Below are 24,686 nucleotides of genomic sequence, written 5' to 3' on the forward strand. Positions count from 1 at the left end.
GCGGAGGGTCAACCCCCTGGACGGGCCGTTGACCTGCGCAGTCCCGCCCGGGCAGAGTGCCGGGGTCCGATCGCGGCGGAGGAGGTCGGAGTGGCGGCTGGACCGGCGGAACCCGCAGACGTCAGACGGTGGCGCAACTGGGCGGGCAACCAGCGGGCCGAGGCGGTGGTGGTGGTCCACCCGACGTCCCCCGACGAGGTGGCCGCCGTCCTCTCCGCCGCGGCCGAGGCCGGCCGGCGCGTGCGGCCCGTCGGCAGCTGCCACTCCTTCTCGGCCATCGGGCGGCCCGAGGACGTCGCGCTGGTCCTCGACGAGCTGTGCGGCGTCTCGGTGGGCGACGACGGCCTGGTCACCGTGGGCGCGGGGACCCCGCTGTACCGGCTCACCGCGGAGCTCGCGCGCACCGGCTGGGCGCTGACCAACCTCGGCGACATCGACCGGCAGACCGTCGCCGGCGCGCTGGCCACCGGCACGCACGGCACCGGTGCGCGCTTCGGCGGGCTGGCCACCCAGGTGCGCGCGCTGGACCTGGTGACCCCGGCCGGCGAGCTGCTGCACTGCGACGCGGACACCCACCCCGAGGTGTTCGCCGCCGCCCGCGTGGGGCTCGGCGCGCTGGGCGTGGTCACCGCGGTGACCCTGCAGGCCGAGCCTGCGTTCGCGCTGCACGCGGTGGAGGGGCCGGGCCGGCTCACCACCGCCCTGCGGGGCTTCGAGACGCTGATGACCTGCGCCGACCACGTCGAGTTCTACTGGTTCCCGCACACCGACGCGACGCTGGTCAAGTGCAACACCCGGGTCCCGCTGGCGGAGGGGCTCGACCCGCTGCCGCGGTGGCGCGCGGTGTGGGACGACGAGGTCCTGGCCAACGCGGCCTTCGCCGGGGTGGTCGCGGCCGGACGGCGGGTGCCCGCGCTGGTGCCGCCGCTGGCCCGGGCCTCCGCCCGCGCGCTGGGCGCCCGCAGCTGGACCGACCACTCCCACCGGGTCTTCGTCAGCCGCCGGCGGGTGCGCTTCCTCGAGATGGAGTACGCCGTTCCGCGGGCGCAGGCGCCGGCGGTGCTGGCCGAGCTGCGGCGGGTGCACGAGGCCGGCGACTGGCGCACCGCGTTCCCGGTCGAGGTGCGGCTCGCCGCGGCCGACGACATCCCGCTGTCGACCGCCTCGGGCCGCGACACCGCCTACGTCGCCGCCCACGTCCCGGCCGCGACCGACCCGGGCCCCTGGTTCGCCGCGCTGGAGGAGATCGCCGGCGCGGTCGGCGGGCGCCCCCACTGGGGCAAGCTGCACGGCCTGGACGCCGACCTGCTCCTGCAGCGCTATCCCCGGTTCGACGAGTTCCTCGCCGTCCGCGACCGGCTCGACCCGACCGGCGTCCTGGCCAACGACCACCTCGACCGGGTGCTCGGCCCGGCGCCCGGCCGCTGACCCCTCATGCCGTGGGCGTGCCCCCGATGGCGTCGAGCTCCTCGAGCTCGCGGGGGCCCAGCACCAGCGCGGCTGCGGTCAGGTTCTCCTCGAGGTGGGCCACCGACGAGGTGCCGGGGATGAGCAGCACGTTCGGGCTGCGGGCGAGCAGCCAGGCCAGGGCGACCTGCATGGGGGAGGCCTCCAGCCGGCGGGCGACCGTCTCCAGCGCCGCCGACTGCAGCGGGGTGAACCCGCCCAGCGGGAAGAAGGGCACGTAGGCGATCCCCTCGCGGGAGAGCGCGTCGATCATCGGGTCGTCGTGCCGGTGCACCAGGTTGTAGTGGTTCTGCACGCAGACCACCGGTGCGATCGACTGAGCCTCGGCCAGCTGCTGCGTCGTCACGTTGCTGACGCCGAGGTGCCGGACCAGCCCCTCCCGCTGCATCTTCGCCAGGGCCTCGAACGGCTCGGCCAGCGAGCGCTCCACCGGCTCGGCGAACCCGGGCATCCGCAGGTTCACCACGTCCAGGGCGTCCACGCCCAGGTGGCGCAGGTTGTCCTCGACCGCCGAGCGGAGCTCGTCGGAGGAGAGGGCCTCGGGCCAGCCGCCCTCCGGCGTCCGCCGCGCCCCCACCTTGGTGACGATGACGAGGTCGTCGGGGTAGGGGTGCAGCGCCTCGCGGATGATCTCGTTGGTGACGTGCGGGCCGTAGTAGTCGCTGGTGTCGATGTGGTCCACACCGAGCTCGACCGCCCGGCGGAGGACGGCGACGGCGGCGTCACGGTCGGCCGGCGGGCCCATGACGTGCGGGCCGGCGAGCTGCATCGCGCCGTAGCCCAGCCGGTGCACCGACCGGTCGCCGAGGGGAGCCTGTCCGGACCGTTCCGCCGTGATGGTGGTCATGAGGGGGCCCTACCCCGGCGGTCGCATCGTCAGGCTGCGGTCTGGCACACGGTGTCGGCCGGCCGCGGCTCGAGGGCGGCCGGGGTGGCCTCGGCCCGGCCCACCGACCGGGCGAGGACGGCGATCCCGGCGCCGACCACCGCGACGACGGCACCGACCCACATCGGCGCGGTGTAGCCCAGCCCCAGCGAGAGGACCAGCGCGCCCAGGGCCGCACCGACGGCGTTGGCCACGTTGAACGCGGCCTGGTTGGCCGCCGACACCAGGCTGCCGCCCCGCACCTGCGCGGCCTCGATGACGCCGTTCTGCACGACCGGGCCCAGGGAGAAGGCGATGGCCCCGAACAGCACCAGCAGCGCCACCGCGGCGACCGGCGTCCGGGCGAGGAAGGCGAAGGCGACGAGGACGACGGCCGTGCCCACCAGCCCGACCGCGACGAAAGAGAAGCCGAAGCGGTCCCCGAACCGGCCGCCGACCAGGGTGCCCACGGTGGTGCCGATGCCGAACAGCGCCAGGACCGGCGTCACCCACTCGACCGGGATGCCGCCGAGCTCGGTGAGGATCGGGCTGACGTAGCTGTAGACGGCGAACAGCGCGGCGAAGCCGACCATCGTCAGCCCCAGCACCAGCCACACCTGGCCGCGCCGGAAGGCGGCGAGCTCGCTGCGCAGGTCGCCGGGCTCCCCGAGGTCGCGGGGCAGCCAGGCGAGCAGGCCGGCGATGGTGACCAGGCCGATGACGGCGACGGCGCCGAGCACCACCCGCCAGCTGGTCTGCTGGGCCACGAAGGTGCCGACGGGCACGCCGATCACGTTGGCCAGCGTCAGGCCGACCATCATCAGCGAGATGGCCTGGGCGGCCCGGTCGGGGGCGACCAGCCGGCGCGCGGCGACCGCACCCACGCCGAAGAACGAGCCGTGAGCCAGCGCGGCGAGGACGCGGGCGGCGGCCAGCGTCTCGTAGGTCGGGGCCAGCGCCGACAGCGCGTTGCCGACGACGAAGACCACCATGAGGCCGACCAGCGTCTGGCGGGGCGAGAAGCGCACGCCCAGCGCGGTCAGCGTGGGGGCGCCGACGACCACGCCGATCGCGTAGGCGGAGATGAGCATGCCGACGGCGGACACCGAGACCCCGAGTCCGCCGGCGATCTCGGGCAGCATGCCCATCACGACGAACTCGGTGGTGCCGATGCCGAAGGCGCCGATGGCGAGGGCGAGCAGACCGCGGGGCACGGAGGAACTCCTGGGGGACGACGACTTCGGGTGTGGCTCGGACTGCGTCGTCCTGCCGGGGTCGGTTCCGACCCTCTCTCAGGGCAAGTCAGTGCCCCGCACAGGCATGCCCCGAACGCCGGGTGGGTCTCCTCACACCCGGCGTCCGGGGCCCGGCCGGGAGGTCAGGGCTTGAGCAGCACCTTGACCGCGCCGTCCTTCTTCTCCCGGAAGTTGGCGTAGGCCTCCGGCGCCTGCTCGAGCGGCACGTGGTGGGTGGCGAAGTCGTCCACGCCGAGGGGGTCGCCCTCGGTGAGGATCGGCAGGATGTCGGGCACCCAGCGCCACACGTTGGCCTGGCCCATGCGCAGCTGGATCTGCTTGTCGAACATCCGCATCAGCGGCAGCGGGTCGGTCGCGCCGCCGTAGACGCCCGACAGCGAGATGGTCCCGCCGCGGCGGACGGCGTCGATCGCGGCGTTGAGCGCGGCCAGCCGGTCGACGCCGGCGACCTGCATGACCCGCTCCATGATCGCGTCGGGCACCACCGCGGTCGCCTTCTGCGCGATCGAGGCCAGTGGGGAGCCGTGTGCCTCCATGCCGACGGCGTCGATCACGGCGTCGGCGCCGCGGCCCTCCGTCGCGTCCTGGATGGCCTGCACGACGTCGTCCTTCCTGGTGGAGCGGATGACCTCGGTGCCGCGGGCGGCGGCCCGGGCGAGCCGCTCGGGGACGATGTCGGACGCGTACACCTTCTCGATGCCCAGGTGGTGGGCGATGCGGGTGCACATGTCGCCGATCGGGCCCAGGCCCAGGACCAGGAGCGTCCCGCCCGGGGGTACGGCGGCGTACTGGACCGCCTGCCAGGCCGTGGGCAGGACGTCGGAGAGGTAGACGAAGCGGTCGTCGGGGAGCCCCGTGGGGACCTTGATCGGCAGCGTGTTGCCGAACGGCACCCGCAGGTACTCGGCCTGTCCCCCGGGGACCTGCCCGTAGAGCTTCGTGTAGCCGAACAGGGACGCCCCGAAGCCCTTGTCGCGGTTCTGCGTGGTCTCGCACTGGGACTGCAGCCCCTGCGAGCACATCCAGCAGGTGCCGCAGGAGATGTTGAAGGGGACGACGACCCGGTCACCGGGCTTGACGGCGGTGACCTCGGAGCCGACCTCGCGGACGATGCCCATCGGCTCGTGGCCCATGACGTCGCCGACGGTCATGAACGGCGCCATCACCTCGATCAGGTGCAGGTCCGACCCGCAGATGCCGCTCGAGGTGACCTCGATGACGACGTCGGTGGGCTCCTGGATCGTCGGGTCCGGGACGGTGTCCACCCGGACGTCGGCACGGCCGTGCCAAGTCACTGCGCGCATGGAGTGTGCTCCTCCGGTCGGGCTGTCAAGGGCGCGATCAAGCCCCTCCTGCCCGGTCGTGACCTGCATCGCCCCTGCATCCAACCCGCCCCGGCGAGTCAGCTACTCAACGTGATGAAGGATATACGCCGAGTTGAATGACAACAGTGCAAACCTGTGGCGCGGATCACGAAACCGCAGGTCAATGCCCCTGTATTCCAATCACGAAACGATAACGACGTGTTTACATGGGCCCCGCCCGCTCCCCCGGGCACCGCACGACGACCCCCTGTCCCCTCCGGAAGCCAGGTGCATGACTCCGCTCCACTCCGACCGCCTCCTCACCGAGGGGCCGGTGCCCGCCCCGGGCGCTGCGACCCCCGCTGAGATCCCGGCCGCGGCCCCGTCCTCCCGGCGGCAGCCCGCGACCGAGGCGTCGACGCAGACCACCCCGACGCCGCGCACGGGGGATGCGCAGCCGTCGGGAGAGCCCGCTCCTCGGACGTCCGGCGACCGGCCGGCGCGCACGCTGGCCGAGGTCACCGACCTCGCCGACCTCACGGGTCAGGCCGAGGCCGCCGCCCGGGCCGGCATCGACCTCCCCGGGGTCCGCACCGAGGACACCCGCCCGCAGGCCGGGGCCGCCGCGACCGGCGGGCGGCACGGCCGCCTCCGTCGCACGGCGCCGCCGGCGCGGCACCGCCGTCCCGCGATGTACCTCGCCGCCGCCCTCGTCGGGGCCGCCGGTCTCGGGGTGTTCTCCGTGGGTGACCGCGTCGCGCAGGCCGACGCCGAGTCGGTCAGCCGCTCGGTGAGCGTCGCCGCGGAGCTGGGCCTGGACAGCCAGTCGCCGGCCGCGGTCGAGGCGTCCGACGAGGCCCGGCTGGAGGAGATGACCGCCAGCCGCACCGCGCGCGAGGCCGAGCAGGCCGCCGCCGCGCAGGCCCAGGCCGAGGCCGACCGGCTGGCCGCCGAGGCCGCCGCGGAGGCCGCCCGGCCCAAGGCCGTGCTGCCCGTCGCCGGCGCCCGGCTCAGCAGCACCTTCGGGGCCCGCTGGGGCACCCTGCACGCGGGCATCGACCTCGCCGCGCCCATGATGACCCCCGAGTACGCCGCGGCGGACGGGATCGTCCTCGAGGCCGGCCCGGCCAGTGGTTACGGCAACGCCGTCTACATCCAGCACGAGAACGGCGACGTCACCGTCTACGGGCACATGGAGCAGATCCTCGTCACGCCCGGCCAGGTCGTCCGTGCCGGGGACACGATCGCGCTGCTCGGCAACCGCGGCCAGTCCACCGGGCCGCACCTGCACTTCGAGGTGCACGTCGGTGGCGTCAACGGCCAGAAGATCGACCCGCTGCCGTGGCTCCGGGAGCGCGGCGTCCAGATCTGAAGAAGGACCCCCTTGCCCCCCGCCGCTCGCGCGCTCGCGGCGGGGCCCTGCAAGGGGGCCGTTCCAGCACGTCACCGAGCTCGGAGCCCTGCAGCGGGGCCGTTCCGGCACGTCACCGGGCCGGGGCCACCCGCGCCCGCCGCCGGGTGGGGGAGACTGCCCGGTGTGCGGCGCGGGACGGAGGTGGGCGGCTGATGGGCCACGACCACGGCCACGCCCACGGCCCGGCCACCGCCTCGGCGCAGTACCGCCGGCGGCTGGCCGTCGTCCTCGGCCTGACCGTCGCGGTCATGGCCGCGGAGGTCGTCGGCGCCGTCGTCTCGGGGTCGCTCGCGCTGCTCGCCGACGCCGGCCACATGGCCACCGACGCGCTCGGCGTGGCACTGGCCCTGGGCGCGGTCTCCCTGGCGCAGCGGCCCGCCTGCGGACGGCGGACCTTCGGCTGGCAGCGGGTGGAGATCCTCGCCGCGGTCGCCAACGGCCTGCTGCTGGTCGGGGTGGCCGGCTACGTGGTGGTGGAGTCGGTGCGCCGCATCGGCGACGCGCCGGAGATCGGCTCGGGCGTCATGCTGGCCGTCGCCGCGGCCGGCCTCGTGGTCAACCTCGGTGGCCTGGCCCTCCTGCACCGCGGGCGGAGAGACTCGCTCAACGTCCGCGGCGCCTACCTCGAGGTGCTCGGCGACGCGCTCGGCTCGGTCGCGGTCATCGTCGCCGCCGTCGTCGTCGCCACGACCGGCTGGACGCCGGCCGACACCGTGGCGTCCCTGGTCATCGCCGCGCTGGTGCTGCCCCGCGCCTGGTCCCTGCTCCGGGAGGCCGTGGACGTCCTGCTGGAGGCCGCGCCCCGCGGGGTCGACCTCGACGAGGTGCGGGCGCACATCCTCGGTGTCGACGGCGTCCTCGACGTCCACGACCTGCACGCCTGGACCATCACCTCGGGCCTGCCGGTGCTCTCCGCGCACGTCGTCGTCACCGACGAGGCGCTCGAGGCCGGGCACGGGGGACGGGTGCTCGACGCCCTCTGCGCGTGCCTGGGCAGCCACTTCGACGTCGAGCACTGCACCTTCCAGTTGGAGGGCGAGGCGCACGCCGGGCACGAGGCGCCCGTCCACGATTGAAGGACCACCCTTTCCCCCACGCCTCGCAGGCTCGGCGCGGGCCCCTGAAGGGTGGCCGTTCCAGGACGTGACCAAGTGGGAGAGTGGAGCGCACCAGCACGGCACGGCAGGAGGCGCACTCGGTGGAGCACGGTCACCACTCGGGCATGTGGGTGCCCGCGGAACCACCGACCTGGGGGCGGATGTTCCTGCCGCACCTGGAGCCGTGGTCGGTGCTCGCCGTCCTGAGCCTGCTCGGGCTGGTCGGCTACCTGGCCGCGCTGGTGGTGCTGCGCCGGTCGGGGGTGGCGTGGCCGTGGTGGCGGACGGCGTCGTGGATCGCCGGCTGCCTGTCGCTGTTCGGGGTCACCGGCACCTGGCTCAACGGCTACAGCATGGTGCTGTTCAGCGTGCACATGGCCCAGCACATGGTGCTGTCGATGATCTCGCCGCTGCTGCTGCTCATCGGCGCCCCGGTGACGCTGGCGCTGCGGACGCTGCCTCGCGGGAAGGGGCTCGCCGGCGTTCCGCGGGCGCTGCTGCTCGACGCCCTGCACAGCCGCGTGGCGCGGTTCCTCTCGCACCCGCTGTTCACGCTGCCGCTGTTCCTCGGCAGCCTCTACGGGGTCTACTTCACGCCGCTGTTCGACGCGCTCATGAGCAACCCCGTGGGGCACCAGTTCATGCTGGCCCACTTCACCGTGACCGGGCTGCTGTTCTTCGGGCCGATCCTCGCCCAGGACCCGTGGCCGCGGACCATGGGCCACGGCGGCCGGATGCTCGAGCTGCTCATCCCGATGCCGCTGCACGCGTTCTTCGGCGTGGCGATCATGATGGCCGGCGCGCTGGTGGTGGAGACCTTCGCGGTGCCCCCGGCCGGCTGGGGCGTCGATCCGCTCAGCGACCAGTCGACCGCCGGCAGCATCGCGTGGTCCTTCGGCGAGCTGCCGACGGTGTTCGTGATGGCGATCGTGCTCTTCTCCTGGATGGGCTCGGAGGACCGCAAGGGCAGGCGGCTCGACCGTGCCGCCGTCCGCACCGAGGACGCCGAGCTCCAGGCCTACAACGCCCGCCTGCGGGCCCTCGCCGCCCGGGACGGCTGAGTCCGTCGCCCCCTCCCCGCGATGATCATGGGGTTGTTGCCGGCTCCCACGGCGTGTCCCGCCGTGTCGCCGGCAACAACCCCATGATCAACTGCGGGGGAGGGGTGGAGCTCAGCCCACGTGGACGACGGCGTCGCCCTCGGCGGGCAGGTCGTCCTTGGTGGCCTTGATGAGCACCGCCGCGACGACGGCGCCGAGCACCAGCAGGCCGGCCGCCCAGGTGAAGGCGGTCGTGTAGCCCTCGACCTGCGCGGTCAGGCCGAGCGCCGGGTCCTGCGGGTTCGCCCCCGAGGTCAGCGCGTCGGCCGTGTAGGCGCTGATCGCGCCGACCGACAGCGAGGCCAGGACGGCGGTGCCGATGGAGGCGCCCACCTGCTGGGTGGCGTTGAGCATGGCGCTGGCCGCGCCCGCGTCGTGCTCACCCGCACCGACCAGCGCCAGGTTCGACAGCGGGACGAAGGTGAACCCGAGGCCCAGGCCGAGCAGGAGCTGGCCCGGGAAGGGCAGCTGCCAGAAGCCCGTGTCGAGGCCGACGAAGGACAGCGTGAACAGCCCGGCGGCGGCGAGCAGCCCGCCCAGGACCATGAGGGGCTTCGGCCCGACCCGCGGCACCAGGGCGCTGGCCGCACCGGCGGAGATGAACACGCCCAGCGTCGTCGGCAGCGAGGCGAGGCCGGCGACCACCGGCTCGTAGCCGAGGACCTGCTGGAAGTACAGGCTCAGGAAGAAGAACGCCCCGATGAGCCCGGCGCCCACCAGCGTCGAGGTCAGGTAGGCCCCGCCGCGGTTGCGGTCGAGGACGATGCGCATCGGCAGCAGGGGGTTGCGGGTGCGCAGCTCCAGCAGGACGAACAGCGCCAGCAGCACCAGGCCGCCGACGATGAAGACCCAGGCGAGCCCGTCGGTCCACCCGCTCTCCGGCGTGACCAGCGTGGGGCTGCCCTGGGCCGCGGCCCGCGCGTTGGCCTCCGCGGCCGCGATGGAGTTGGTCTGCGAGGCCTCCGCCACGCGGGTGAAGCCGTAGACGATCGAGGCCAGGCCGAGGGTCACCAGGACCGCGCCGGGGATGTCGTAGCGCGTGTCACCCGGGGCCTTGCTCTCCGGGACGATCGGGATGGCCAGCACGACGGCGAGCAGCGCGACGGGCAGGTTCACCCAGAAGCACCAGCGCCAGTCGGCGTACTCGGTCAGCACACCGCCCAGCAGCAGGCCGACCGCCGAGCCGCCGCCGGCGATGGCGCCGTAGACGCCGAAGGCCTTGGCCCGCTCCTTGGGGTCGGTGAACAGCACGGTGAGCAGCGCCAGCGACGCCGGGGCCAGCAGGGCGCCGAAGACGCCCTGCAGCGCCCGGGCGGCGAACAGCATGCCCTCGTTCTGGGCGATGCCGCCGAGCGCGGAGGCGATGGCGAAGCCGGCCGCGCCGACCAGGTAGGTGCGCTTGCGGCCCCAGAAGTCGGCGATCCGGCCGCCCAGGAGCAGGAAGCCGCCGAAGGTCAGGGTGTAGGCGGTGACGATCCACTGCTGGGTGGCCGCGGTGATGCCCAGGTCGGCCGAGACCGCGGGCAGCGCGATGTTGACGATGGTCGCGTCGAGGATGACCAGCAGGACGGTCATGGCGATGACCCCCAGGGCCAGCCACCGCCTCGGGTACGGCTCCTCGCCGACGTGGCCGGCGCCGGAGGCGCGCGTGGACGTGGGGTCAGTCATGGGGGAGTCCTCGAGAGGTCGTGCGGGAGTGGGGCGACGGCGTCGTCGGCTGCCGCAAGATATCCGCCTGCGAGCATGGGTTCGTGCCGTTTTCCCTGGTGTTCACCGCGGACACGCACGTCCCCAAGCGCGCGCGTGACCTACCTCATGCCCTGTGGGCGGCCATCGACGCGGCCGACGTCGTCGTGCACGCCGGTGACTGGGTGGACGTGGCACTCCTCGACCGCATCGAGGAGCGCGCCCGCCGGCTGGTCGCGGTGTACGGCAACAACGACCACGGGGCGCTGCGCGAGCGGCTCCCCGAGGTGGCCCGCGCCGAGCTCGCGGGCATCCGGCTGGCCGTCGTCCACGAGACCGGTGACAAGAAGGGCCGCGAGGCCCGCTGCGCGGCCCGCTTCCCGGACGCCGACCTGCTGGTCTTCGGGCACAGCCACATCCCCTGGGACACCACCGCCGACACCGGTCTGCGGCTGCTCAACCCGGGATCGCCGACCGACCGCCGCCGCCAGCCGCACGGCACCTTCGTCACGGCCGTCGCCGCCGACGGCGCGCTGCACGAGGTGACGTTCCACCCGGTCGCCCGGTGACCGCCGGGCCCGCCAGCCGGCGGCCGTGGCCTCCCGGGGCGGTGGACCTGCTGGCCTGCCCGGTGTGCGGCGGCCCGCTCGCGGCGCTGCCCGGCGGCAGCGGTCTGCGCTGTCCCGCCGGGCACGCCTTCGACCGCGCGCGGCAGGGACAGGTCACCCTGCTGCCGCCCGGGCACGTGCCGCCGTCCGGCGACACGGCGGAGATGGTCGCCGACCGGGTGGCCTTCCTCGCCGCGGGGCACTACCGCGGGATCACGCAGGCCCTGGGGGACGCCGTCCTCGCGGAGCCGTGCCCGCCGGCGACCCTGCTCGACCTCGGCGGTGGCACCGGGCACCACCTGGCCGGCGTCCTCGACCGGCTGCCCGACGCGGTCGGCGTCGTCCTGGACTCCTCGCGGTACGCCGCGCGCCGGGCGGCCGGTGCACACCCGCGGGCCCTGGCGGTCGTCGCCGACGCCTGGGCGCGGCTGCCGGTGCGGGACGCCGCCGTGGACCGGGCGCTGGTGGTGTTCGCCCCGCGCAACGGCCCGGAGATCGCCCGGGTCCTTCGGCCGGGCGGCCGGCTCGTCGTCGTCACCCCCGCCGCCGACCACCTCGCCGAGCTGGTCGGTCCGCTGGGGCTGCTGCGCGTCGACCCCGAGAAGGGACGGCGGCTGGCCGCCACCCTCGAGCCGCACCTGCGCCAGGTGGCGGCCGGGGGGCACCGGGAGCGGCTCGAGCTCGACCGGACGGCGGTGCGGACGCTGGTGGGCATGGGGCCGCACGCCCGGCACCTCGCCCCGGAGGCGCTGGCGACGGCGGTCGCCGGCCTGCCGGAGTCCTCCCCGGTGACCGTGTCGGTGGACCTCACCACGTGGGCCCGCGCCGGGTGACCGGTGAGTCCGGTCACGGCACGGTCACGGCGCAGCGGCCCTGACCGGCGCGCCTGCCCCCGTCGCCGGGAGGTGTCGCACAGGCACCGCTTATGCTGCGACGGTGACGATCGCACCGGCGCCGATCGTGAGCCGGCCGAGCCCGGCTCGCGAGGTCGAGAAGGGCTCGCGGCTCTCGAACCTGCTGCGGACCACCGACCACAAGACCATCGGCCTCATGTACCTGGCCACCTCGTTCGCATGGTTCATGGTGGGCGGGCTCATGGCCCTCCTCATGCGCGGCGAGCTGGCCCGGCCGGGGCTGCAGTTCCTCTCGCCCGAGCAGTACAACCAGCTGTTCACCATGCACGGCACGGTGATGCTGCTGTTCTTCGCGACGCCGCTGTTCTTCGCGTTCGCGAACCTGATCATGCCGCTGCAGATCGGCGCGCCGGACGTCGCCTTCCCGCGGCTGAACGCCTTCTCCTACTGGCTGTTCCTCTTCGGCAGCACGATCGCGGTGTCGGGCTTCCTGACCCCCGCCGGTGCCGCGGACTTCGGCTGGTTCGCCTACACGCCGCTGTCCGACGTCACGAACTCGCCCGGCGCCGGCGCCGACCTGTGGATCGCCGGCCTGGCCGTGTCCGGTCTGGGCACGATCCTCGGTGGCGTCAACTTCATCGCGACGATCGTCTGCCTGCGGGCGCCGGGCATGACCCTGTTCCGGATGCCGATCTTCACCTGGAACGCCCTCGTCACCAGCGTGCTGATCCTGCTGGCGTTCCCGATCCTGACCGCGGCGCTGTTCGCCCTGCTGGCCGACCGGCAGCTCGGGGCGCTGGTGTACTCCGAGGAGAACGGGGGCGCCATGCTCTGGCAGCACCTGTTCTGGTTCTTCGGCCACCCCGAGGTCTACATCATCGCGCTGCCGTTCTTCGGCATCGTCACCGAGATCATCCCGGTGTTCTCCCGCAAGCCGCTGTTCGGCTACAAGGGCATGGTCTTCGCGACGCTGGCCATCGGTGGCCTGTCGCTGTCGGTGTGGGCGCACCACATGTACGCCACCGGCGCGGTGCTGCTGCCCTTCTTCGCCTTCCTGACCTACCTGATCGCCGTGCCCACCGGGATCAAGTTCTTCAACTGGATCGGCACCATGTGGCGGGGGCAGCTGACCTTCGAGACGCCGATGCTGTTCTCCGTCGGCTTCATGGTCACCTTCCTCCTGGGCGGCCTCACCGGCGTGCTGCTGGCCAGCCCGCCGCTGGACTGGCACGTCTCCGACAGCTACTTCGTCGTCGCGCACTTCCACTACGTGGTGTTCGGCACCGTCGTGTTCGCCGCCTACGCCGGCATCTACTTCTGGTTCCCGAAGATGTGCGGCCGGATGATGGACGAGCGGCTGGGCAAGCTGCACTTCTGGCTGACCTTCATCGGCTTCCACGGCACGTTCCTCGTCCAGCACTGGCTGGGCAACGAGGGCATGCCGCGCCGGTACGTCAACTACCTGCCCACCGACGGGTTCACCACGCTGAACACGGTCTCGACGATCTTCTCGTTCGTGCTCGGCGCGTCGACCATCCCGTTCCTCTACAACGTCTTCAAGTCCTGGCGGTTCGGGCCGCTGGCGCTGCGCGACGACCCCTGGGGCCACGGCAACTCGCTGGAGTGGGCGACGTCGTCCCCGCCGCCGCGGCACAACTTCCTGGAGATCCCGAAGATCCGCTCCGAGCGGCCGGCGTTCGAGGCGCACTACCCGCACCTGCTCGAGCGCCTGGAGCGGGAGGCTCACGCAGGGAAGCGGCACGAGCCGTACGCGGGCGAACTCGGCCTCAGCGCCGGGAGCCGGCAGGGGAGCAAGGACCCCGACCCCACCTGAGGGAGGACCCCCTGCCCCCCGCCCCTCGCAGGCTCGCGTCGGGACCCTGCAGGGGGCCGCTCCCCGGAAGTGCAGCAACAGCGACGCCCCGTCGGCCCCGGCCGGCGGGGCGTCGCCGCGTGTGCGGCACGATGAGGCCGTGCCGCTCGACCCCGCCCCCCGCACGCCGCCGGACCCCCGCCCCGAGACGCCCCGGGCCCTGCTGACCGTCACCGGGGTCGACCGACCGGGTGTCACCGCACGGCTGTTCACCGCGCTGGCCGACGCCGGCGACGGACGGCGGGCCATCGAGGTGGTCGACGTCGAGCAGGTCGTCGTCCACGGCCAGCTGGTGCTCGGCGTGGAGGTCACCGCCGTCCGGCTGGACGGCGGCCCGCCGGTCGACGACGCGGCGTTCCTCGCCCGGCTCGCGCGGCTGGCCGGCGAGGTCGCCGACGCCACGGGCATGCAGGTGCAGGTGGACTCCGTGGACGAGGAGAAGCGGTCCAACAGCCGGGCCCACCACGTGATCGTGCTGGGCCGGCCGGTCCCGCCGGCAGCGGTCGCCGGAGCCGCCTCGGCCGTGGCCGGGCTCGGCGGCAACATCGACGCCATCCGCCGGCTCTCGGACTACCCGGTGGTGAGCTTCGAGCTCACCGTCTCCGGCGCCGAGGCCACCGAGCTGCGCACGGCGCTGGCCTCGGTGGCGTCCCGGACCGGTGCCGACATCGCCGTCGAGCAGGTCGGCCTGACCCGGCGCAGCAAGCGGCTCATCGTGCTCGACGTCGACTCCACCCTGGTCCGCGGCGAGGTCATCGACGAGCTGGCCGCACGGGCCGGCCGGGCGGCGGAGGTCGCCCGCATCACCGCCGCGGCGATGAACGGCGAGCTCGACTTCGCCGAGTCGCTGCGGGCCCGGGTGGCCGCGCTGGCCGGGCTGCCGGTGGAGGTGCTCGACGAGGTGCGCGAGGCCCTGGTGCTCACCCCGGGGGCCCGCACGCTGATCCGGACCCTCAAGCGGCTGGGGTTCCGCTGCGGCGTCGTCAGCGGTGGCTTCACGCAGATCACCGACCCGCTCGCCGAGCAGCTGGGCCTGGACTTCGCCGCGGCCAACACCCTCGAGGTGGCCGACGGCAAGCTCACCGGCGGGCTGGTGGGGGAGATCGTCGACCGCGCCGGGAAGGCCCGCGCGCTGGTCCGCTTCGCCGACGAGTACGGCATCCCGCTGGACCAGACGGTGGCGGTCGGCGACGGCGCCAACGACCTCGACATGCTCAACGCGGCCGGGCTGGGCATCGCCTTCAACGCCAAGCCCTACGTCCGCGAGCAGGCCCACACGGCGCTCAACCAGCCCTACCTGGACGCCGTCCTGCAGGTGTTGGGCTTCACCCGCGACGAGGTCCTCGACGCGACGTGAGCCGGTCTGATCGCGATCATGGCGCGGTGACCACCGGTCCGGACGCCGGCGTGGTCACGGCGCCATGATCGTGACGGAGAGCTCGCTCAGGCGGGCTGGTGGACCGTCCCCTCGAGTTCCACGCCGGCGGCGCGCAGCTGGGCCAGGGCGGCGTCGGTGGTCTCCGGGGCCACGCCCGCGGTGAGGGCCAGGAGCACGCGGGTGGCGAAGCCCTCGCGGACGGCGTCGAGCGCGGTGGCCCGCACGCAGTGGTCGGTGGCGATGCCGACGACGTCCACGGCGTCGACCCCGCGCCCGCGCAGCCAGTCGGCCAGCAGCACGCCGTCCGCACTGCCCTCGAAGCCGGAGTAGGCCGCGGAGTAGTGGCCCTTGTCGAAGACCGCCGCGATCGGCTGCCGGTCCAGCCGCGGGTGCAGCTCGACCCCGTCGCTGCCGGCCACACAGTGGGCCGGCCAGGTCCCGACGAAGTCCGGCTCCTCGTGGAAGTGGTCGCCGGGGTCGATGTGGTGGTCGCGGGTGGCCACCACGTGGGCGTACTCGCCGGCGTGCGCCCGGACGTGCGCGCTGATCGCCGCGGCGACCGCCGTCCCGCCGGCGACGGCGAGGCTGCCGCCCTCGCAGAAGTCGTTCTGCACGTCGACGACCACCAGTGCGCGGGACATCGCGGTTCCTCCCCGGGTCAGGACGTGATCGTCTCGATGGCGCAGTCCCCACGGGAGAGCGCCCAGGCCTCCTGCGGCAGCGCCGCGCGCACCCGCTCGTGGTGGGCGCGCGCCTCGGCGAGCGCCTCGGTCGGCGTGGCGGAGCTGAGCACGGTGCCGCCCTTCACCAGCGGGACGACGAGGTCGCGGTCGCCGTCCCGGGGGTCGATCGGCGCGCTGCTGATGACCTCCGCGGTCGCCGTCCCCGAGTCGTCGTGCCGGCGGACGGCGTGCTTGCGGCCGCCCACGGAGTTCTTGCCCTCGCTCTTCTTGGCCACCGGGACCCCGTCGCGCTCGACCAGCTTGTAGACCATCCCGGCGGTGGGGGCGCCCGAGCCGGTCACCAGCGAGGTGCCCACGCCGTAGCCGTCGACCGGCGCGGCCATGAGCCCGGCGATGGCGTACTCGTCGAGGTCGCTGGTGACGATGATCCTCGTGCCGGTCGCGCCCAGGGAGTCGAGCAGCTCCCGCGCGTGCGTGGCCAGGGTGGGCAGGTCGCCGGAGTCCAGACGGATCGCGCCCAGCTCCGGGCCGGCCACCTCGACGGCGGTGCGGATGCCGCGGTCGACGTCGTAGGTGTCGACCAGCAGCGTCGTCCCGACGCCGAGGGCGGCGACCTGCGCGCGGAAGGCGGAGGCCTCGTCGTCGTGCAGCAGGGTGAAGGCGTGCGCGCTGGTGCCGGTGGTGGGGACGCCGTAGCGGCGGCCGGCCTCGAGGTTGGACGTCGCCCGGAAGCCGACCAGGTGCGCGGCCCGCGCGGCGGCGACGGCGGCCTCCTCGTGGGTGCGCCGCGAGCCCATCTCGATGCACGGCCGCGCGCAGGCGGCGCCGACCATGCGGGCGGCGGCCGACGCGATCGCGCTGTCGTGGTTGAGGATCGACAGGATCAGCGTCTCCAGCAGCACCCCCTCGGCGAACGACGCCCGCACGGTGAGCACGGGGGAGGCGGGGAAGAACAGCTCGCCCTCGGCGTAGCCCTCGACGTCCCCGCTGAAGGAGAAGTCGGCCAGCCAGTCCAGCAGGCGGGCGTCGGTGAGGCCCTGGTCCCGCAGCGACGCGACGTCCTCGTCGGAGAAGCGGAACCGGGGGAGCTGGTCCAGCAGCCGCCCGGTGCCGGCCACCACGCCGTAGCGGCGGCCGTGCGGCAGGCGGCGGGCGAAGACCTCGAAGACGCAGTCGCGGTCGGCGGTGCCGTCGGCGAGTGCGGCGGCGACCATCGTCAGCTCGTACCGGTCGGTGAGCAGCGCGGAACCCGTCGACATGGCCACCGAGCCTAGGCCGGTGGCGCGGCGGCGACTCGGCGAGTTGCCCTCGTCCTAAGGTGAGGGGGTGGCCGGACCCCTCGCGCCCACACGGACGCCCGAAGAGACCGCCGAGGAGCGCGGCGACCTCGACCGGCCGTGGGTGACCATCGTCTGGAACGACCCGGTCAACCTGATGAGCTACGTGACCTTCGTGCTGCAGGAGCTGTTCGGCTACGACGAGCCGACGGCGACCACGCTGATGCTGCAGGTGCACCACGAGGGCAAGGCGATCGTCAGCTCCGGGCCGCGGGAGCGGATGGAGCACGACACCAGCCGGCTGCACGCCTACGGGCTGTGGGCCAGCTTCCAGCGCGACGCATGAGGCCGTTCCGCCGCAGGGGGGACGACGTGGTGGCCCGGCTCGAACCGGCCGAGGCCCACATCGTGACGCTGCTCCTCGACCAGCTCGAGCAGCTGCTCGCCGCCGACACCAGCGACGTCAGCGGGGACCCGGTGATCGCCCGGCTGCTGCCCACGGGGCACCGCGGGGACCCCGAGCTCGCCGCCGACTTCCGCGAGATGACCGAGTCGGCGCTGCGCTCGGGCAAGACCGACGACCTGGCCACCGTGCGGGCCACCCTGCCGCCGGACGGCGGGCCGGTGCGGCTCGACCCCGACCAGGCGGCGGCGTGGCTGCGGACCAGCAACGACCTGCGCCTGGCGCTGGGCACCCGGCTCGACGTCACCGAGGACACCGAGCCGCCGGAGGACCTCGGCAGCGACGAGGGCCAGCAGCTCGCGGTCTACTACTGGCTCACCGGCCTGCAGGGGTCGCTCGTCGACGCACTCGCCGCCGGTCGCGCCGGCCGAAGGTGAGCAGCACCAGCGCCACGAGCAGCGCGTCGAGGGCGAACAGGACGTAGACCATCCCGTGCAGCTCGACGTCCCGCAGCAGCGCGCCGACGGTGGAGACCAGCACGACCGCCGAGAGCGCGAAGACCAGCAGCACCACCAGCGAGCGCAGGGTGACCAGCAGCACCAGGGAGGCCCGGTCGGCCCCGACGTCGCTGCTGTAGTGGCCGCTGCGGCGCCGCAGCCCGCCGAACCCGAGCATCAGGGCGGGCGGGGCCATCAGCAGGACGCCGACGGCGACGAGCAGCGAGGAGACCACGAGAGGGCACCGTATCGGGCGGTCCCGGCCGGGCCCCGCACGAGCCTGGGGACGTCCTGGACGACCCCCTGCTGGGGCCCGCTCCGAGCCCGCGAGCGGTGGGGGGCAGGGGGTCTGGCCTCGGCTCCTGGCCCGCTGCAGGGGCCCGCCGCGAGCCCGCGAGCGGTGGGGGGCAGGGGGTCTGGCCTCGGCTCCTGGCCCGCTGCAGGGGCCCGCCGCGAGCCCGCGAGCGGTGGGGGCAGGGGGTCCTTCTAGACTGGGGCCGTGCTGCGCATCGACCGCGCGACCTACGACGCCATCGTGGCCCACGCCCGGGAAGACCACCCGGACGAGGCCTGTGGCGTCGTCGCCGGCCCCGAGGGCAGCGACCGCCCCGAGCGCTTCATCCCGATGCTCAACGCCGCGCGGTCGCCCACGTTCTACGAGTTCGACTCCGGGGACCTGCTCAAGCTCTACCGGGAGATGGACGACCGGGACGAGGAGCCGGTGGTCATCTACCACTCGCACACCGCCACCGAGGCGTACCCGTCGCGCACCGACATCAGCTACGCGTCCGAGCCCCACGCGCACTACGTGCTGGTCTCCACGCGGCACCACGGTGCGCAGACCGGGCTGGCCGGCGACGACGTCGAGTTCCGCAGTTTCCGCATCGTCGACGGCGAGGTCACCGAGGAGGACGTCGAGGTCGTCGAGTCCTACCTGTTCGGCCACTCGCCGACCACCGTCGTCTACGACTGAAGAAGGACCTTCCTGCCCCCACCGCTCGCAAGCTCGCGGCGGGCCCCTGCAGGAGGGCCGACGGGGCCGGCCGACGAGGTTCAGGAATGCCCCGCGGCGAACGGGCGTTGCCCGACCAGACGCACGGCCTGCTGCCCATCAGCGGGCCCGCCACCCCCACATCCCGAGGAGATCAGCACGCCATGGCCATCGAGGTCCGGATCCCGACCATCCTGCGCACCCACACCGGCGGCAACAAGACCGTCGAGGGCACCGGGGACACCCTGGCCGCGCTCGTCGACGACCTCGACGCCAAGCACCCGGGCCTGAAGAACCGCCTGGTCACCGAGGACGGCAAGCTGCACCGCTTCGTCAACGTCTACGTCAACGACGAGGACGTCCGCTTCACGGGTGCGCTCGACACCCAGGTCAAGGACGGCGACTCGGTGACGATCCTCCCGGCGGTCGCCGGCGGCTGCTGAGCCCTCCGCTCGGCCCGCCCCCGCCCGCCTCCCGGAAGAGCACCCCCATGGCCCGCTTCGCCTCACTCGTCGACTCGCTCGGCAACACCCCGCTCGTGGGGCTGCCGAACCTGTCGCCGTCCCCTGACGTCCGGCTGTGGGCCAAGCTCGAGGACCACAACCCCACCGGCTCGATCAAGGACCGCGCGGCGATCTCGATGATCGAGGCGGCCGAGAAGGAGGGGAAGCTCAAGCCGGGCGACACCATCCTCGAGCCGACCAGCGGCAACACCGGGATCTCGCTGGCGATGGTCGCCCGCCAGCGGGGCTACCGGCTGATCTGCGTGATGCCGGAGAACACCTCGATCGAGCGGCGCCAGCTGCTGGAGATGTACGGCGCGCAGATCATCAGCTCCCCGGCGGCCGGCGGCTCCAACCAGGCCGTCGCCGTCGCCAAGGGGCTGGCCGCCGAGCACGACGACTGGGTGATGCTCTACCAGTACGGCAACCCGGCCAACGCCGAGGCGCACTACACCGGCACCGGCCCGGAGATCCTCGCCGACCTGCCCTCGATCACCCACTTCGTGGCCGGCCTGGGCACCACCGGCACGCTCATGGGGGTCTCCCGCTACCTGCGGGAGAAGAAGCCGGACGTCCGGGTGATCGCCGCCGAGCCGCGCTACGGCGAGCTGGTCTACGGCCTGCGCAACATCGACGAGGGCTTCGTGCCCGAGCTCTACGACCCGACGCTGCTGGACTCCCGGTTCAGCGTCGGGCCGCAGGACGCCGTCCGCCGCACCCGCCAGCTGGTGGAGCAGGAGGGCATCTTCGCCGGGATCTCCACCGGCGCGATCCTGCACGCGGCGTTGGGCATCGCCGACAAGGAGGTGGCGGCCGGGCGCAAGGCCGACATCGTCTTCATCGTCTGCGACGGCGGCTGGAAGTACCTCTCCACCGGGGCCTACGCCGGCACCCTCGAGGAGGCGACCTCCGCGCTCGAGGGCCAGCTCTGGGCCTGAGCCGGGTCCTGCTGTGCCCTTCGAGCCGGGGCCTGCTCGGGGCGTGAGCCGCGTCTCCCGGTGTCGCCAGCTAGCCTGACCTGCGTGTCTGGGGCGGCTGCGTGAGGCTCACCATCGTCGGGTGTTCGGGCAGCGGCCCCGGGCCGGCGTCCCCCGCGTCGTGCTACCTCGTCGAGCACGACGGGTTCCGGCTGCTGCTCGACCTCGGCAACGGCTCCTTCGGCGCGCTGCAGGCCCTGGCCGACCCGGCCACCGTCGACGCGGTCTTCCTCTCCCACCTGCACGCGGACCACTGCCTCGACGTCGCGCCCTTCGTGGTCTGGCACCGCTACTCGGGCCGGTCCTCCCGCCAGCTGGTGCCCATGTACGCCCCGGTGGGCGCCGAGCGCCGGCTGGCCCTGGCCTACGACTCCGACGGCGAGGGGCTCACCGACGTCTTCGACTTCGTGCCCGTCGGCGCGGGGCAGCTGGAGCTGGGACCGTTCGAGGCCGAGCTGGCCCGCACCGCGCACCCGGTCGAGTGCTACGCCATCCGGCTCACCGCCGGCGGCCGGTCACTGGTCTACACCGGGGACACCGGCGCCAGCGCGGCCGTCGTCGAGCTGGCCCGCGGCGTCGACGTCCTGCTGGCCGAGGCCGCGCACCCCGACGTCCCCGACCTGCCCCCGGCGCTGCACCTCACCGGCCGGGAGGCGGGCGAGCACGCCGCCGCAGCGGACGTCGGCCGGCTGCTGCTCACCCACGTGCCCGCGTGGGTCGACCGCGACGCGCAGCTGGCCGACGCGCGCGCGGTGTTCACGGCGAGCGAGCTCGTGGAGCCCGGCGCCACGTACGACGTCTGAGCGAGGACCCGTCCCGGGTCGCACTTGCCCGGGCGTCTCGGTCCGGGCACGGTGGGCCGGGTGGTGGACGACGAACGCGACGGCGTGCGGCTGACCAGCCTGGACGCACCGCTGGGTGACGGGCTGGAGGTCACCAAGGGCGACCTCGTCGAGCACCTCGACGCGTTCGCCGACCGGCTGGTGCCGCAGCTGGCCGGGCGCCCCCTGTCGGTGAAGCGGGTCCGGCCCGGCCAGGAGCCGTTCATGCAGCGCAACGTGGCCAAGGGCGCGCCGGAGTGGGTGCGGACGGTCGCCGTCTGGTCCACCGGCGCGCACCGCGAGGTGCACCAGGTCCTCTGCGACGACCGCCGGACCCTGCTGTGGCTGGCCAACCAGCGGGCCGTGGAGTTCCACGTGCCCTTCGTCCGGGCCGGCGAGACCGAGCCGACCGGGATCGTGCTCGACCTCGACCCGCCCGAGGACGCCGGGTTCGACGTCGTCGTCCGCGCCGCCGAGCTGGTGCGCCGGGCCCTCGCCGACTCCGGGCTGGCCGGTGCGGTCAAGACCAGCGGCTCCAAGGGCGTGCACGTCGTCGTCCCGGTGCGCGGGGCGCGGGCGGACGACGCGGCGGCGGCGACCCGGGCGCTGGCGGTGCGGGCCGAGCGGCTCGACCCCGAGCTCGCCACGACCGCCTACATCAAGGCCGATCGGCACGGCCGGGTCTTCCTCGACTCCACCCGGTCCTACTCGTCGACGATCGTGGCGGCCTACAGCCCGCGCATCCGGCCCGGGCTGCCCGTGTCGGCCCCGGTGGCGTGGGCGGACCTCCCGGCCGCCCGCGCCGGCGAGCCCACCGTGCGGACGGCCGTGGAACAGCTGGGGGACGGGGACCGGTGGGCCGAGCTGCTGCCCGAGCCGCAGGAACTGCCGGCCGACCTGGTCGCCGAGGGGCACACCATCCCGGTGGCCCGGGTGCAGGCGATGCACGAGGGCCGGCGGCGGGCGCGGGCCCGTCGCGCGGAGGGAGGGGACTGACGGTTCCGCGCTCCCTCCACAGCCGGGGGTGCCGTCCACAGCCGGACCCGCCGTAGCCCGCACGGGCACCGGCCGGCGGCGCAGGCTGCCGGCATGACGATCGATCCGCAGACCACCGCCTGGCTCGACCAGGAGGACGCCCACCTCGCCGGGGTGGTCCGGGCCCACCGCTGGGCAGTGACCTACGTGTGGCCGGGCGAGGACGGCGAGGGGCCGTCGTTCGGCTACACCGTCGGGTTGTTCGGCCTCGGCCACCCGGAGCTGGTCGTCGTCGGGCTGGACGCCGACACCACGCACGCGATGCTGCAGCGGGTCGCCGGCGAGGTCGCCGCCGGCCGCGACCTCGTCCCCGGCGAGCTGCTGACCTGGGACGACCGGGTGAGCGCGCTGTTCGTCGAGGCGTGCCCGAACCCCGGCGAGGTGCTGTTCGCGGCCAACCGCTTCTACCGGCGGCCGCCGGAGCACTCCGTTCCCGCCTACCAGCTGGCCTGGACGCACAGCGACGGCAGCTTCCCGTGGGAGCCCGGCTACCCGTGCGGCCCCGGTTGCCAGCCGCGACCGGGGACGTGGCGGGCGTGAGCGGGTCCGCCCGTCCGCGAACCCGCTCGTCGCCCCGGCGGCCGCCACGACGGCCGCGCGCCCGTGCTGCTGTACGCGGCCGGCCGAGGTGCAGGCCGAGGCCGAGGGGTCAGGCCAGGCCGAGGTCCCGGCGCAGCTTGGCCACGTGCCCGGTGGCCTTCACGTTGTAGGCGGCCTTCTCGATGCGGCCCTCGGCGTCCACGACGAAGGTCGACCGGATCACGCCGATGACCTCCTTGCCGTACAGCTTCCGGGGGCCGTACGCGCCGTAGGCCTTGAGCACCTGCTTGTCGACGTCGGAGACCAGGGTGATGCCCAGGCCCTCCTTCTCGCGGAAGCGCAGCAGCTTCTCCGCGGGGTCCGGCGAGATGCCGATGATGTCCAGCCCCGCCTCGGCCAGCTCCCCGGCGGCGGCGGTGAAGTCGACCGCCTGGGTGGTGCAGCCCGGGGTCAGCGCGGCGGGGTAGCAGTAGACGATCACCCGGCGCCCGCGGTGGTCGGCGAGCGACACCGGGTTGCCGTCCGCGTCGGGCAGCGTGAACTCCGGTGCCGGGTCCCCGGGGGCCAGGCGGACGGGGGCCGTGTCGATGCCGTTGGCGGTGTCGGTCATGCCCGGCATCCTGCCCTGTCCGGCCCACGGGTCTCCACGGGGAGCACCCCGCACGGACCAGCCCCCGGGACGCCGGAGGGGCGTTCCCGCTGGTCGGCGCGGCGAGCCGTGGACGTGCTCCCGGTCACACCGTCCTCTAGAGTCCCCGCCCGGTGCGGCGCTCGCCCGGACCACCGGCAACAGCAGATCCTCGAGGAGATCCCAGATGACCCGGTACGTCCTGGTGCACGGAGCGTTCGGCGGTGCCTGGTGCTGGGAGCCGGTGGCCGTCGCGCTGCGGCAGCGGGGGCACTCGGTCGTGGCGGTCGACCTGCCCGGGTCCGGCGCCGACCGCACGCCCGTCGAGCGGGTGACCCTCGACGCCTACGCCGAACGGGTGTGCGCCGCACTGACGGCGGACCCGGAGCCGGCCGTCCTGGTCGGGCACAGCATGGGCGGGGTGGTCATCACCCAGGCGGCGTCCCGGTGCCCGCAGCAGGTCAGCCGGCTGGTGTACGTGGCCGCCTTCCTCCCGCGGGACGGGGAGAGCCTCAAGGGGCTCACCGAGCTGCCCGAGGGCGCGGGGGACGGCGTGCAGAGCAACATGACCGTGAGCGGCGAGCCGCCCGTCGCGGAGATGTCCCCGCAGGCGGCCCGCGAGGTCTTCTACGGGCACTGCACGGACGAGCAGGCGGACTGGGCGCTGCAGTACCTCGGCCCCCAGCCGGTGCTGCCGTTCGTCACGCCGGTCACGCTCGACCCGGCCGTGGCCGACGTCCCGCGGCGGTACGTCCTGTGCACCGCCGACCGGGCCATCCCGCCGGCCCTGCAGCGCCGGATGGTCGAGGCCAGCCCGTGCGAGGAGGTCCTCGAACTCGACGTCGACCACTCTCCCTGGCTGTCGGCGACCGAGCCGCTGGTCGACTTCCTGGAGCGCTGACCCGGGCCCGCTCCTGGCCCGACCGCGGCCGTCAGCCGGGCAGGAAGCCCGTCAGCCGGGCAGGAAGGCCGTCAGCCGGGCAGGAAGGACAGCCGCACCTGCCGCTGCGGGTTGTCGGTGTTGGTGTCGACCAGGCAGATCCGCTGCCAGGTGCCCAGCTCCATGCGCCCCTGGAGCACCGGCACGGTGGCGTGCGGGGGGACGAACGCCGGCAGCACGTGGTCCCGGCCGTGACCCCGGCTGCCGTGCCGGTGCCGCCAGCGGTCGTCGCGGGGGAGCAGTTCGTCGAGCTGGGCCAGCAGGTCCTCCTCGCTGCCGGAGCCGGTCTCGATGATCGCCACCCCCGCCGTCGCGTGCGGCACGAAGACGTGCAGCAGGCCGTCGGCCTCGCTCCGCACGAACTCGGCGCACTCGTCGGTGAGGTCGACGACGGCCGGCACCCCGCCGGTCCGGACCGCTCGCAGCTCCGATCGCATGCCGGTGATCCTGCCGGGCGGCGGAGGTGCCCGCGCGGCGCACTACTGTCGG

Annotated in this window: 26 protein-coding genes; 17 read left to right on the forward strand and 9 right to left on the reverse strand. The window is 74.1% G+C overall.

Features of this window, described 5'->3' with window-relative positions:
• Window positions 1-90 precede the first annotated feature (90 nt).
• Entirely contained in the window at window positions 91-1,428 is a 1,338-nt protein-coding gene (locus tag ACI789_RS13240) for a D-arabinono-1,4-lactone oxidase (RefSeq protein ID WP_457009682.1), read from the forward strand.
• Between the two features lie 4 nt (window positions 1,429-1,432).
• Here the strand turns inward: ACI789_RS13240 and ACI789_RS13245 are convergent, their stop codons facing one another.
• From ACI789_RS13245 to ACI789_RS13255, 3 genes are all read right to left on the reverse strand, one after another.
• The gene (locus tag ACI789_RS13245; protein ID WP_457009684.1) at window positions 1,433-2,314 is read right to left on the reverse strand and encodes an aldo/keto reductase family oxidoreductase; all 882 of its coding nucleotides are present in this window, start codon (window positions 2,312-2,314) and stop codon (window positions 1,433-1,435) included.
• 29 nt (window positions 2,315-2,343) lie between these two features.
• On the reverse strand, window positions 2,344-3,546 hold the full coding sequence (locus ACI789_RS13250; protein WP_457009686.1) for an MFS transporter: 1,203 nt from the start codon (window positions 3,544-3,546) through the stop codon (window positions 2,344-2,346).
• A 164-nt stretch (window positions 3,547-3,710) separates the two neighbouring features.
• Window positions 3,711-4,892: an alcohol dehydrogenase catalytic domain-containing protein gene (locus ACI789_RS13255; RefSeq protein ID WP_456918952.1), complete on the reverse strand. Its 1,182-nt coding sequence runs from the start codon at window positions 4,890-4,892 to the stop codon at window positions 3,711-3,713.
• 292 nt (window positions 4,893-5,184) lie between these two features.
• Here ACI789_RS13255 and ACI789_RS13260 point away from each other — a divergent pair, with 292 nt between their 5' ends.
• The 3 genes from ACI789_RS13260 (at window position 5,185) to ACI789_RS13270 (ending at window position 8,464) form a co-directional block, all read left to right on the forward strand.
• A complete protein-coding gene (locus ACI789_RS13260; RefSeq protein ID WP_457009688.1) occupies window positions 5,185-6,264 on the forward strand; it encodes a peptidoglycan DD-metalloendopeptidase family protein in 1,080 nt (359 codons plus the stop codon).
• Window positions 6,265-6,458: 194 nt separating this feature from the next.
• The gene (locus tag ACI789_RS13265) at window positions 6,459-7,382 is read left to right on the forward strand and encodes a cation diffusion facilitator family transporter (RefSeq protein ID WP_457009690.1); all 924 of its coding nucleotides are present in this window, start codon (window positions 6,459-6,461) and stop codon (window positions 7,380-7,382) included.
• Window positions 7,383-7,465: 83 nt separating this feature from the next.
• Complete coding sequence (locus tag ACI789_RS13270; RefSeq protein ID WP_457009691.1) at window positions 7,466-8,464, forward strand: cytochrome c oxidase assembly protein; 999 nt, start codon at window positions 7,466-7,468, stop codon at window positions 8,462-8,464.
• 111 nt (window positions 8,465-8,575) lie between these two features.
• Here ACI789_RS13270 and ACI789_RS13275 read toward each other — a convergent pair whose 3' ends face one another.
• Window positions 8,576-10,171: an MFS transporter gene (locus ACI789_RS13275; RefSeq protein ID WP_457009693.1), complete on the reverse strand. Its 1,596-nt coding sequence runs from the start codon at window positions 10,169-10,171 to the stop codon at window positions 8,576-8,578.
• 83 nt (window positions 10,172-10,254) lie between these two features.
• Here ACI789_RS13275 and ACI789_RS13280 point away from each other — a divergent pair, with 83 nt between their 5' ends.
• The 4 genes from ACI789_RS13280 (at window position 10,255) to serB (ending at window position 14,881) form a co-directional block, all read left to right on the forward strand.
• Entirely contained in the window at window positions 10,255-10,758 is a 504-nt protein-coding gene (locus tag ACI789_RS13280; protein ID WP_457009695.1) for a metallophosphoesterase family protein, read from the forward strand.
• A gap of 41 nt (window positions 10,759-10,799) precedes the next feature.
• Window positions 10,800-11,630, forward strand: a complete 831-nt coding sequence (locus ACI789_RS13285; protein WP_457009827.1) for a putative RNA methyltransferase — start codon at window positions 10,800-10,802, stop codon at window positions 11,628-11,630.
• A 103-nt stretch (window positions 11,631-11,733) separates the two neighbouring features.
• Window positions 11,734-13,485 (forward strand): aa3-type cytochrome oxidase subunit I, encoded by a 1,752-nt coding sequence (gene ctaD, locus ACI789_RS13290; protein WP_457009697.1) that lies wholly within the window; start codon window positions 11,734-11,736, stop codon window positions 13,483-13,485.
• Window positions 13,486-13,624: 139 nt separating this feature from the next.
• Window positions 13,625-14,881 carry a phosphoserine phosphatase SerB gene (serB, locus tag ACI789_RS13295; RefSeq protein WP_457009699.1) on the forward strand — a complete coding sequence of 419 codons (1,257 nt, stop codon included), beginning with the start codon at window positions 13,625-13,627 and terminating at the stop codon, window positions 14,879-14,881.
• 86 nt (window positions 14,882-14,967) lie between these two features.
• Here the strand turns inward: serB and ACI789_RS13300 are convergent, their stop codons facing one another.
• Entirely contained in the window at window positions 14,968-15,543 is a 576-nt protein-coding gene (locus ACI789_RS13300) for an isochorismatase family protein (protein WP_457009701.1), read from the reverse strand.
• A 17-nt stretch (window positions 15,544-15,560) separates the two neighbouring features.
• Window positions 15,561-16,844 carry a nicotinate phosphoribosyltransferase gene (locus ACI789_RS13305; protein WP_457009703.1) on the reverse strand — a complete coding sequence of 428 codons (1,284 nt, stop codon included), beginning with the start codon at window positions 16,842-16,844 and terminating at the stop codon, window positions 15,561-15,563.
• A gap of 67 nt (window positions 16,845-16,911) precedes the next feature.
• On the opposite strand from ACI789_RS13305, the gene clpS reads away from it, so the two are divergent.
• Window positions 16,912-17,208, forward strand: coding sequence for an ATP-dependent Clp protease adapter ClpS (clpS, locus tag ACI789_RS13310; protein ID WP_456918962.1), 297 nt, complete (start codon window positions 16,912-16,914; stop codon window positions 17,206-17,208).
• A 29-nt stretch (window positions 17,209-17,237) separates the two neighbouring features.
• Window positions 17,238-17,702, forward strand: a complete 465-nt coding sequence (locus tag ACI789_RS13315) for a DUF2017 family protein (protein WP_457009705.1) — start codon at window positions 17,238-17,240, stop codon at window positions 17,700-17,702.
• On the opposite strand, the gene ACI789_RS13320 is transcribed toward ACI789_RS13315, so the two are convergent.
• The gene (locus ACI789_RS13320; protein WP_457009707.1) at window positions 17,641-17,997 is read right to left on the reverse strand and encodes a hypothetical protein; all 357 of its coding nucleotides are present in this window, start codon (window positions 17,995-17,997) and stop codon (window positions 17,641-17,643) included. The two genes, ACI789_RS13315 and ACI789_RS13320, sit on opposite strands and share 62 nt — an antisense overlap.
• A 264-nt stretch (window positions 17,998-18,261) precedes the next feature.
• Between ACI789_RS13320 and ACI789_RS13325 the strand changes: the two genes are divergently transcribed.
• The 6 genes from ACI789_RS13325 to ACI789_RS13350 all read left to right on the forward strand — a co-directional run bounded on the left by ACI789_RS13325 (window position 18,262) and on the right by ACI789_RS13350 (window position 22,629).
• On the forward strand, window positions 18,262-18,735 hold the full coding sequence (locus ACI789_RS13325; RefSeq protein WP_457009709.1) for a Mov34/MPN/PAD-1 family protein: 474 nt from the start codon (window positions 18,262-18,264) through the stop codon (window positions 18,733-18,735).
• A gap of 182 nt (window positions 18,736-18,917) precedes the next feature.
• Entirely contained in the window at window positions 18,918-19,196 is a 279-nt protein-coding gene (locus ACI789_RS13330) for a ubiquitin-like small modifier protein 1 (protein WP_456908608.1), read from the forward strand.
• A gap of 47 nt (window positions 19,197-19,243) precedes the next feature.
• Complete coding sequence (locus ACI789_RS13335; protein WP_456918966.1) at window positions 19,244-20,194, forward strand: PLP-dependent cysteine synthase family protein; 951 nt, start codon at window positions 19,244-19,246, stop codon at window positions 20,192-20,194.
• A 101-nt stretch (window positions 20,195-20,295) separates the two neighbouring features.
• Window positions 20,296-21,036, forward strand: a complete 741-nt coding sequence (locus ACI789_RS13340) for an MBL fold metallo-hydrolase (RefSeq protein ID WP_457009712.1) — start codon at window positions 20,296-20,298, stop codon at window positions 21,034-21,036.
• Window positions 21,037-21,096: 60 nt separating this feature from the next.
• Window positions 21,097-22,050, forward strand: coding sequence for a DNA polymerase domain-containing protein (locus ACI789_RS13345; RefSeq protein ID WP_457009714.1), 954 nt, complete (start codon window positions 21,097-21,099; stop codon window positions 22,048-22,050).
• A gap of 93 nt (window positions 22,051-22,143) precedes the next feature.
• Complete coding sequence (locus ACI789_RS13350) at window positions 22,144-22,629, forward strand: DUF4262 domain-containing protein (protein WP_457009716.1); 486 nt, start codon at window positions 22,144-22,146, stop codon at window positions 22,627-22,629.
• Window positions 22,630-22,738: 109 nt separating this feature from the next.
• Here the strand turns inward: ACI789_RS13350 and bcp are convergent, their stop codons facing one another.
• Window positions 22,739-23,239, reverse strand: coding sequence for a thioredoxin-dependent thiol peroxidase (bcp, locus tag ACI789_RS13355; RefSeq protein ID WP_456918970.1), 501 nt, complete (start codon window positions 23,237-23,239; stop codon window positions 22,739-22,741).
• A 205-nt stretch (window positions 23,240-23,444) separates the two neighbouring features.
• On the opposite strand from bcp, the gene ACI789_RS13360 reads away from it, so the two are divergent.
• The gene (locus ACI789_RS13360) at window positions 23,445-24,158 is read left to right on the forward strand and encodes an alpha/beta fold hydrolase (RefSeq protein ID WP_457009718.1); all 714 of its coding nucleotides are present in this window, start codon (window positions 23,445-23,447) and stop codon (window positions 24,156-24,158) included.
• Window positions 24,159-24,229: 71 nt separating this feature from the next.
• On the opposite strand, the gene ACI789_RS13365 is transcribed toward ACI789_RS13360, so the two are convergent.
• Complete coding sequence (locus ACI789_RS13365) at window positions 24,230-24,634, reverse strand: secondary thiamine-phosphate synthase enzyme YjbQ (protein WP_457009720.1); 405 nt, start codon at window positions 24,632-24,634, stop codon at window positions 24,230-24,232.
• Between the last annotated feature and the right edge of the window lie 52 nt (window positions 24,635-24,686).

This window comes from Geodermatophilus sp. SYSU D00965 (assembly GCF_054050075.1).

Excerpts from the sequence above, each read along its gene's own strand:
- ACI789_RS13335 (WP_456918966.1), top strand. The coding sequence starts at position 19,244 with ATGGCCCGCTTCGCCTCACTCGTCGACTCGCTCGGCAACACCCCGCTC.
- ACI789_RS13350 (WP_457009716.1), top strand. The coding sequence starts at position 22,144 with ATGACGATCGATCCGCAGACCACCGCCTGGCTCGACCAGGAGGACGCC.
- ACI789_RS13360 (WP_457009718.1), top strand. The coding sequence starts at position 23,445 with ATGACCCGGTACGTCCTGGTGCACGGAGCGTTCGGCGGTGCCTGGTGC.
- bcp (WP_456918970.1), bottom strand. The coding sequence starts at position 23,239 with ATGACCGACACCGCCAACGGCATCGACACGGCCCCCGTCCGCCTGGCC.
- ACI789_RS13365 (WP_457009720.1), bottom strand. The coding sequence starts at position 24,634 with ATGCGATCGGAGCTGCGAGCGGTCCGGACCGGCGGGGTGCCGGCCGTC.
- ACI789_RS13260 (WP_457009688.1), top strand. The coding sequence starts at position 5,185 with ATGACTCCGCTCCACTCCGACCGCCTCCTCACCGAGGGGCCGGTGCCC.
- ACI789_RS13265 (WP_457009690.1), top strand. The coding sequence starts at position 6,459 with ATGGGCCACGACCACGGCCACGCCCACGGCCCGGCCACCGCCTCGGCG.
- ACI789_RS13305 (WP_457009703.1), bottom strand. The coding sequence starts at position 16,844 with ATGTCGACGGGTTCCGCGCTGCTCACCGACCGGTACGAGCTGACGATG.
- ACI789_RS13300 (WP_457009701.1), bottom strand. The coding sequence starts at position 15,543 with ATGTCCCGCGCACTGGTGGTCGTCGACGTGCAGAACGACTTCTGCGAG.
- ACI789_RS13275 (WP_457009693.1), bottom strand. The coding sequence starts at position 10,171 with ATGACTGACCCCACGTCCACGCGCGCCTCCGGCGCCGGCCACGTCGGC.
- ACI789_RS13245 (WP_457009684.1), bottom strand. The coding sequence starts at position 2,314 with ATGACCACCATCACGGCGGAACGGTCCGGACAGGCTCCCCTCGGCGAC.
- ACI789_RS13330 (WP_456908608.1), top strand. The coding sequence starts at position 18,918 with ATGGCCATCGAGGTCCGGATCCCGACCATCCTGCGCACCCACACCGGC.
- ACI789_RS13255 (WP_456918952.1), bottom strand. The coding sequence starts at position 4,892 with ATGCGCGCAGTGACTTGGCACGGCCGTGCCGACGTCCGGGTGGACACC.